Annotated in this window: 4 protein-coding genes; all 4 read right to left on the reverse strand. The window is 34.8% G+C overall.

The features are described from left to right. Positions 1-73 precede the first annotated feature (73 nt). Complete coding sequence (locus HNR50_RS22900; protein WP_425506751.1) at positions 74-262, reverse strand: hypothetical protein; 189 nt, start codon at positions 260-262, stop codon at positions 74-76. 152 nt (positions 263-414) lie between these two features. Next, complete coding sequence (locus HNR50_RS22035) at positions 415-1,176, reverse strand: nucleotidyltransferase domain-containing protein (protein WP_184748974.1); 762 nt, start codon at positions 1,174-1,176, stop codon at positions 415-417. 159 nt (positions 1,177-1,335) lie between these two features. Further along, positions 1,336-1,659: a type II toxin-antitoxin system RelE/ParE family toxin gene (locus tag HNR50_RS22040; RefSeq protein ID WP_184748975.1), complete on the reverse strand. Its 324-nt coding sequence runs from the start codon at positions 1,657-1,659 to the stop codon at positions 1,336-1,338. 12 nt (positions 1,660-1,671) lie between these two features. Continuing rightward, entirely contained in the window at positions 1,672-1,947 is a 276-nt protein-coding gene (locus HNR50_RS22045) for a type II toxin-antitoxin system Phd/YefM family antitoxin (RefSeq protein ID WP_184748976.1), read from the reverse strand. Between the last annotated feature and the right edge of the window lie 360 nt (positions 1,948-2,307).

Consider the following 2,307-nt stretch of genomic DNA (forward strand, 5'->3'; position numbering starts at 1 on the left):
ATACCTTTTTTACCTGTGTCTCTTTGAATCCGAGACTGTATCTCATAGTTGAAACTCCTTTTAAAGTGATCCTTCAACTATGTTGACATATAGGGGGGGGGGTACATTTTTTCTCAAGATCTCTCTCATTTTCAGATTTTCCGTTGCGAAATGCTGAATCAGCGTTATCGAGTAGATCTCTTTTCCACTTGGAAATCATGTTTGGATGGGCTCCGGTTTCTTGATCAATCTCACTGATTGTTCTTTCTTCGCGAATCGCCATGAGCGCTATCCTGGCTTTCTCTGAATCGCTCCACTTTTTGCGCATCTGTTGTACTCCTTTTGCTGTCCATTATACAGCAATTTCTAATTTAGGAGCTGTACAGCTTCTTGGGAGCACTATAGTGGTTCTTCCACTGGTGTTTTCCAAAGCACTTATGTGGTATCATTGATAATATTCGTGTACTGTTTATAATAAAAATCCATCGCTTGTTTTGTTATTTTCTTAAATTCTTTTCTAGTTAACTCCGGTTGATGATAACTCTGAATTAACTCAGTTATTGATTTATTTCCTTTAGGAATTTGTCTCTCGATCGTTGAAATAAATTCGTTAATGTCTTCCGTCCAAGATTCTTCTATCTGGAAATACAATGAATAAACAGCACGGATTATTTTTTTTATTGATTTTTTTTGAACACTCATCCGTACTGAATCATCTGTTTCAGTTAAGGCAATATTTATGCTTCCGGGTATTTGCTCCTCTGCTGCTACGAAATATGTTTTTTGTAACTCAGGAGACGGATACAGATTGGGTACTTGGTTTGAAAGGTCTGGACCAAAAATACAAATTGATACAATCTTGACCCAAAAACCCCAATCATATGGATTTGAAAGTACATCTTGCACAGTACAAATCGGGACATCTATTTTCGTAACAATATTGAACTTATTTTGCGTTTCGACAGTTAGATTTAGAATAGAGTTTTTCTCGAATTCTGTTGGATTTCTTTTAAGAACAACGGTGAAATCAGCATCAGATTCATATGGAACCGCAGTTCCTTTTGGAATTGACCCACACATATAAATACTATGGATTTCAGAAGCATGTTTTTGTATTGATTCTATAAATGTATCAATAAGTGGTTGAAATTCTTGAGAGTTATTTAGTTTTGGAATTAGTTCCTCAATAGCCTTCATATTGATTCGTCACCTTTGTCCGTAGAACACTCCAAAAACAAGCAGATTCGTTCCCGAAGCATAGCGGATAGATTTGGCGGGATCTTTGCGGCCGAACGAAGTGAGAGCAAAGAGCCTGCCAAAAGAAACTGTCTTCGTTCATTGGCTTGTTATGAATCTTCATTCTCGTAATTGCCGTTTCATCAAGATATCTTCAATATTACGTCTCCCATCTATTACTGCCAGAACAAACACTGTATTCTTTTCAATTTTATACATTAATCGCCAGGGAGAAATAATAATTTCCCTATATTTATTGATATTTTCATTAGCTAATTCCGGAATAATTCTTCCCTGTTCCGGAAAACTCGATAGCTTTTCTGCATTTTCTTTTATTTTTAAGTATTGCTTTTTGGCAATATCGATATTGTCATACGAAATATATTCAATAATCTCATGTAGGTCTTTCTTCGCTGTGACGGTCCAAAGAATATTATATTTCATTGTGACAGCCTTTTATTCTTTGAAAAAAGTATTTTCCATATCTTGGAAAACATCTTCCTGGGTAAAGACCTTATCATTCTGAATATCTTTTTCGCTTTCAGAAAGCAATTTCATGAATCCAAGGCTATTTCTCATTTCCTGATATGTACGCGTATCCAGTAAAACAGCTTTCGCTTCACCATTTTGAGTAATAATTATTGGGTTATGAGTCTCATTAACCCTTTTCAGCATATCAGCAGCATTAGTTTTTATATAAGAAATTGGCTTTATATCGTCTTTCAAATTCATGATTCCACCTCAGTACATTTATGATACCATATTTGGACTATGTTTTCAATTTGAAATTCTATATTAAGAAATTTGGTTTTGTTCAATGAATAATTTAACTCATAATTTAATATATCTATTTGTATAGTAACAATATATTCCATCCTCGAAGAGGATTCTTTCTCTATTATTGTTCTGATCTAATAAAAATATATGTATATTTATAAACATTAATTAGTTGTTTAGAAATAATAATTAATTCCCTTAGCCGCCCGCAGGGCTTCATAACGCCAAAATCACCTGCAGACCGTTAAGCTGGCGCAAATACTGCCGCGAAGCGAAAAGCAGTATTTGTGACAGTAGGGCTGTCAGGTGCATTTT

The sequence above is a fragment of the Spirochaeta isovalerica genome, from assembly GCF_014207565.1.
Classification (GTDB): Bacteria; Spirochaetota; Spirochaetia; order DSM-2461; family DSM-2461; genus Spirochaeta_F; species Spirochaeta_F isovalerica.